The organism is Streptomyces sp. NPDC057543 (genome assembly GCF_042801895.1).
In the GTDB taxonomy this organism is placed as follows: Bacteria; Actinomycetota; Actinomycetes; order Streptomycetales; family Streptomycetaceae; genus Streptomyces.
On record NZ_JBHVFF010000451.1, the window covers coordinates 1 to 4,442 of the forward strand.

The following is a 4,442-nucleotide window of genomic DNA, read 5'->3' on the forward strand; positions in this document are numbered from 1 at the left end:
GCCTCGGCGGACTTTTCCGGCAGGGCGTGCTGGCCGAGAACCGCGGCGGTGACGAAGGCGACCGACAGACCGGCGGCATCGGCGATCTGCTGCCACGAGAGGTCCTTGCGGGTCTTGGCCTCGACCGCGGCGATCGCGAGCTGCTGACGGGCAGTGGGGTCGAACTGGGCGTGCATCATGAGGGGTTTCCTTTCGCAGGTGCCGTCCGCCGGGGCAGCGGGCGGCACGTTTCGTGGGCGGTACGGGACGACGGCAACCGGACCGGATCAAGGCGACGCTCGGGCAGGGCGCGGCGTGCGGGTCGCAGGTCGGGGTCAGGAAGCGGGAGGAGGGTGTGCGTCGGCGTGACGCGGCGGGTCGGCGAAGGCCGGCGTGCCGGTCAGGCGGGCGCGGAGCCGGCCCCGACCGGGCAGGCCTCGACCTCTCTCCGGAAACGGTCGATTCCCTCGGTGGGATGGCGTACGGCTCTGATTCCCTTGACTCCCTTCGACCGGTACTGCTGGTGGGACCGACGTCATTCACTCTGCATGACCTGCATCTATAGTGTCCAAGACGTAAAAAGACTGGCAGTCATCGATTTCGTCTATAGTCGGCTTCATGAGGCCGGAACTGCGTCACCTGCGCTACCTGCTCGCGGTCGCCGAGCACGCGAACTTCACCCGCGCCGCCGAAGAGCTGCGCATCTCCCAGCCCACCCTGTCCCAGCAGATCAGGCAACTGGAGAAGTCCCTCGGGGTCCAGCTGCTGGACCGGACCGGCCGCACCGTGCGCCTGACCGACGCCGGGGCGACGTACGTCCACTTCGCCCGGCGCGCGCTACGGGACCTGGCGGCCGGGGAGCGGGCGGTGCTCGATGTGCAGGACCTCGCGCGCGGCCGCCTCCGGCTCGCGGTCACGCCCACCTTCACCGCCTACCTCACCGGCCCGCTCGTCGCCGGTTTCCACGACCGTCACCCCGGGATCACCCTGGACGTACGGGAAGCCACCCAGGACCGCATCGAAGCCGATCTCCTGGATGACCGGCTCGACCTCGGCATCGCCTTCGCCGGCACCCATCTGCCGGGCATCGAGGCCACGGCGCTGTTCACCGAGGCACTCAGCCTCGTCGTCGGCCCCCACCACCCCGGCACCGGCCATCCCGGCCCCATGACCATCCACGACCTGTGCAGTCACCAACTCGCTCTGCTCAGTGGTGATTTCGCGACCAGACGGCAGATCGACGAACACCTCGGCAAGCATCAGGGAAGCCCGCGGATCGCGGTGGAGGCCAACTCGATCAACGCACTCATCGAGATCGTCCAGCGCACCCCGCTGGCCACCGTCGTGCCCGACCCCATCACCCGCGACCACCCGCGCCTGCGCCCGATTCCCCTCGAACCGGCCTTTCCCTCCCGCACCGTCACGCTGCTCCGCCGGGAGAGCGCGTACCGAAGCGCCGCCTCCCGCGCCTTCACCCGCCAGGTCACCGAGTGGGCACACCGCCACGGCTACTCGGTCACCTGAGGCCCCTGGCCGACTGCACCCGAGGTCCTTGGCACCTGCCGTCGCGCCGCCGTGATCCGGCCGACTGTCCCGAGTGACCGGAGTCCGGGGTCAACCGATCGGACGACAGCGGTGTCCCCCTTCCCGCGCGCGGTGTCCAGCCGGTGCGACGACGGGGGACGGGAGAGACGGACCCAGGATGGAGCAGAGAGCGGAACACCCGGATTCCTCCGCGGTCCCGTGGTTCCCCCGCGTCCCCCTGGAGCCGGCAGCAACGAAGCACGTGAAGCGAACCCGGCGTGCGCAGCCGACCATGGCCGGCCCGTCGGCGCGTGCTCGACGGCCGGGACCGTAGCAAGGACTAAGGAGCACAGCAATGAACACTCTCGACCGCGCCCTGCTGGAGGCCGCCGCACGCGGTGATGCCGACGCCGTACGCGCCGCCCTCGACGGAGGCGCCACAACAGATGTCCGGGACGAGCGCGATCGCACCCCGCTGCTGCTCGCCGCGCGCGGCGACCACGTGGCCGCCGCGCAGGCGCTGGTCGCCGCCGGTGCCGACCCCAACGCTCAGGACGACCGGCTCGACAGCCCCTGGCTCGTCACCGGCGTCACCGGCAGTGTCGCCATGATGCGGACTCTGTTGCCCGCGGATCCCGCCCTGAAGGTCACCAACCGTTTCGGCGGCATCTCGCTGATCCCGGCCGCCGAACGCGGCCACGTCGACTACGTCCGGGCCGTGCTCCGCGAGACCGACATCGACATCGACCACGTCAACCGGCTCGGCTGGACGGCCTTGCTGGAGGCGGTGATCCTCGGGGACGGCGGCCGCGCCCACGAGGAGATCGTCGAACTGCTGATCACCGCCGGAGCCGATCCGGGGCTGCCCGACGGCGAGGGCGTCACCGCTCTGGAGCACGCCGAACGCCGTGGTTTCACCGGGATCGCCGGTCTGCTGCGGGCCGTACGGTGAGGCGGGCCGCATGGGCCGCGGCGGTGGTCACCGCCGCCGCCGTGCTCGTCACCGGGTGCACTGTCGGGGGAGAGGACAACTCTCCTTCCGTGCCCGCGGGTTCAGCCACTGACAAGTCGACGCCGCAGGGCCGCAACTCCGGCCCGGCCGCCGAGCCGTCGGTCCCCGTGCCGCCGGGCCGCACCCCGTCCGGCACCCTCCTCGTCACCGACTTCGGGGCCGACACCGTGACGTTCGTCGACCCTGACCGGGGCGCGTTCGACTCGGTCGAGGTGGGCACGGCCCCGTACGGGCTCGTCGTCGGCGACGACGAACGGGCGTGGGTCGCCACCGCCGAAGGCGTTGCCGTCGTGGACGCGGGCAAGCGGACCAGGATCGCCCGTATCCCGTACGAGACGGAGGGCATCGGAAAGCCCACGCACGGCGAGTACCGCGGGGGAGGCATGGGCATCGCCCTCGCCCCCGACGGCCGCCATGTGTATGTAGGCGTGAACCGGCCCGGCGACAACGGCACCGTCGAGGTGATCGACACCCACGCCCTGAAGGTCACGGGCGTCGCCGAGGTGGGCCGCCGCCCCTTCGACGTGGACGTCTCGCGCGACGGCCGCGAGGTGTACGCGACGGACCACGACTCCTTCGACGTCACCGTGGTTCGGACGGTCGGCCTGGACACCCGGCGCATCGAGGTCGCGCCCTACGGCACAGAAGGGGGCCTGGGCTCCTGGCTCAAGCCGCATTACGCCGTCGTACGGCCCTCGGACGGACGGCTGCTGCTGCCGTTCGAAGGCGAGCGGCTGGTCGTCCTCGACCCGCAGACGGGAACGTCCCGCGTGGAGAGCATGACCGCAAACACCCACCAGCACGGCGCCGCGATCACCATCGACGGCACACTGCTCGTGGTCGGCACCGGCCCGATCGACCCCACGCGCGACGAGGGCCCGTCACTGACCGTGCGCCACCCGGACGGCCGGGAACGCGTCATCCCACTGGACGGGCCCCATGAGGACGTCGCCGCCTCCCGCGACGGCCGCACCGCGTACGTCACGGGAGGCTTCACCCGCGACGGCTACTGGGACGGCATCACGGTCGTGGACCTGTCCTCCGGCGCCTCCCGACGCCTGACGGCCGGCGAACGCCCGCTGGGTATCGCAGTCCTCTGAGCCGGCGAACGCGCACTGGGTATCGCGGTCCTCCGAGCCGACGAGGATGCGGTGACGGACCTCCATCGACATCGCAGCAGGTCGGATCACCCCCCCAGTGGTGCGCAGAGTTGCCGACCGAATCCCATGCTGATCGACGAAGGCACCTGCTAACATTTCTTGGCATGTGCTGGACGTTGACATGAGAGACGCCGCGCCGACGGGCGACGACCTGGTGCGGGTTCTGGCCACGCTGTCCAACCCGCACCGGCTGCGGGTTGTGGCGGCCCTTTCCGGCCGACGCAATTACGTGAGCCAGCTGGCGCGCGAGCTGGACATCAGCAGGGCGCTGCTCCAGGTCCATCTGAAGAAGCTGGAGGCGGTCGGCCTCGTCTCCTCGCGGCTGGAGCTGTCGGAGGACGGAAAAGCAATGAAGTTCTACGAGGTGAGTCCGTTCTCGTTCCACCTCACACCCGAGTGCATCGAGAGCGCCGTAGAGACGTTGACCATCGAGAAGGGACCGTCGCGATGAACGAGCACGAGTGGCAGGAAGTCATCGGAACCATCGGCATGTTCGTCCTGCTCATCGCCGTGGTCGTCGTGATCATCTGGCAAGTTGCCGCCGGCCGGCGGGCGAAGGCTGTTCAGGCGCGCGAGAACGAGTACAAGAAGCTCGCCGAAGCCGCTGTCGCCGGGCAGCGGAACATCGAGCGGCAACTCGCCGAGATCGGCGGCCAGGTCTCGGACCTGCAGGGCCGCACGGATTCGATCGAGCGGGTCCTCAAAGACGTCGAGTAGCTCCCCAGGGGCACATCCCGGGGAAGGTCCCGGGCCGTCGAGCGGTAACT

5 protein-coding genes and 1 pseudogene are annotated in these 4,442 nt (G+C 70.1%); 5 read left to right on the forward strand and 1 reads right to left on the reverse strand.

The features are described from left to right. Positions 1-179, reverse strand: a pseudogene (locus ACFU8Q_RS39465) (cyanate hydratase); the annotation flags it as partial. Positions 180-597: 418 nt separating this feature from the next. Here ACFU8Q_RS39465 and cynR point away from each other — a divergent pair. From cynR to ACFU8Q_RS39490, 5 genes are all read left to right on the forward strand, one after another. Then, the gene (gene cynR, locus ACFU8Q_RS39470; protein WP_384464446.1) at positions 598-1,503 is read left to right on the forward strand and encodes a transcriptional regulator CynR; all 906 of its coding nucleotides are present in this window, start codon (positions 598-600) and stop codon (positions 1,501-1,503) included. A 355-nt stretch (positions 1,504-1,858) separates the two neighbouring features. Then, positions 1,859-2,455, forward strand: coding sequence for an ankyrin repeat domain-containing protein (locus ACFU8Q_RS39475; RefSeq protein WP_384464449.1), 597 nt, complete (start codon positions 1,859-1,861; stop codon positions 2,453-2,455). Continuing rightward, on the forward strand, positions 2,452-3,615 hold the full coding sequence (locus ACFU8Q_RS39480) for a hypothetical protein (protein WP_384464452.1): 1,164 nt from the start codon (positions 2,452-2,454) through the stop codon (positions 3,613-3,615). The genes ACFU8Q_RS39475 and ACFU8Q_RS39480 overlap by 4 nt, the downstream gene beginning before the upstream one ends. A 181-nt stretch (positions 3,616-3,796) precedes the next feature. Then, positions 3,797-4,126, forward strand: coding sequence for an ArsR/SmtB family transcription factor (locus tag ACFU8Q_RS39485; protein WP_384464455.1), 330 nt, complete (start codon positions 3,797-3,799; stop codon positions 4,124-4,126). Next, the gene (locus ACFU8Q_RS39490; protein ID WP_384464458.1) at positions 4,123-4,392 is read left to right on the forward strand and encodes a hypothetical protein; all 270 of its coding nucleotides are present in this window, start codon (positions 4,123-4,125) and stop codon (positions 4,390-4,392) included. The genes ACFU8Q_RS39485 and ACFU8Q_RS39490 overlap by 4 nt, the downstream gene beginning before the upstream one ends. Positions 4,393-4,442: the final 50 nt, after the last annotated feature.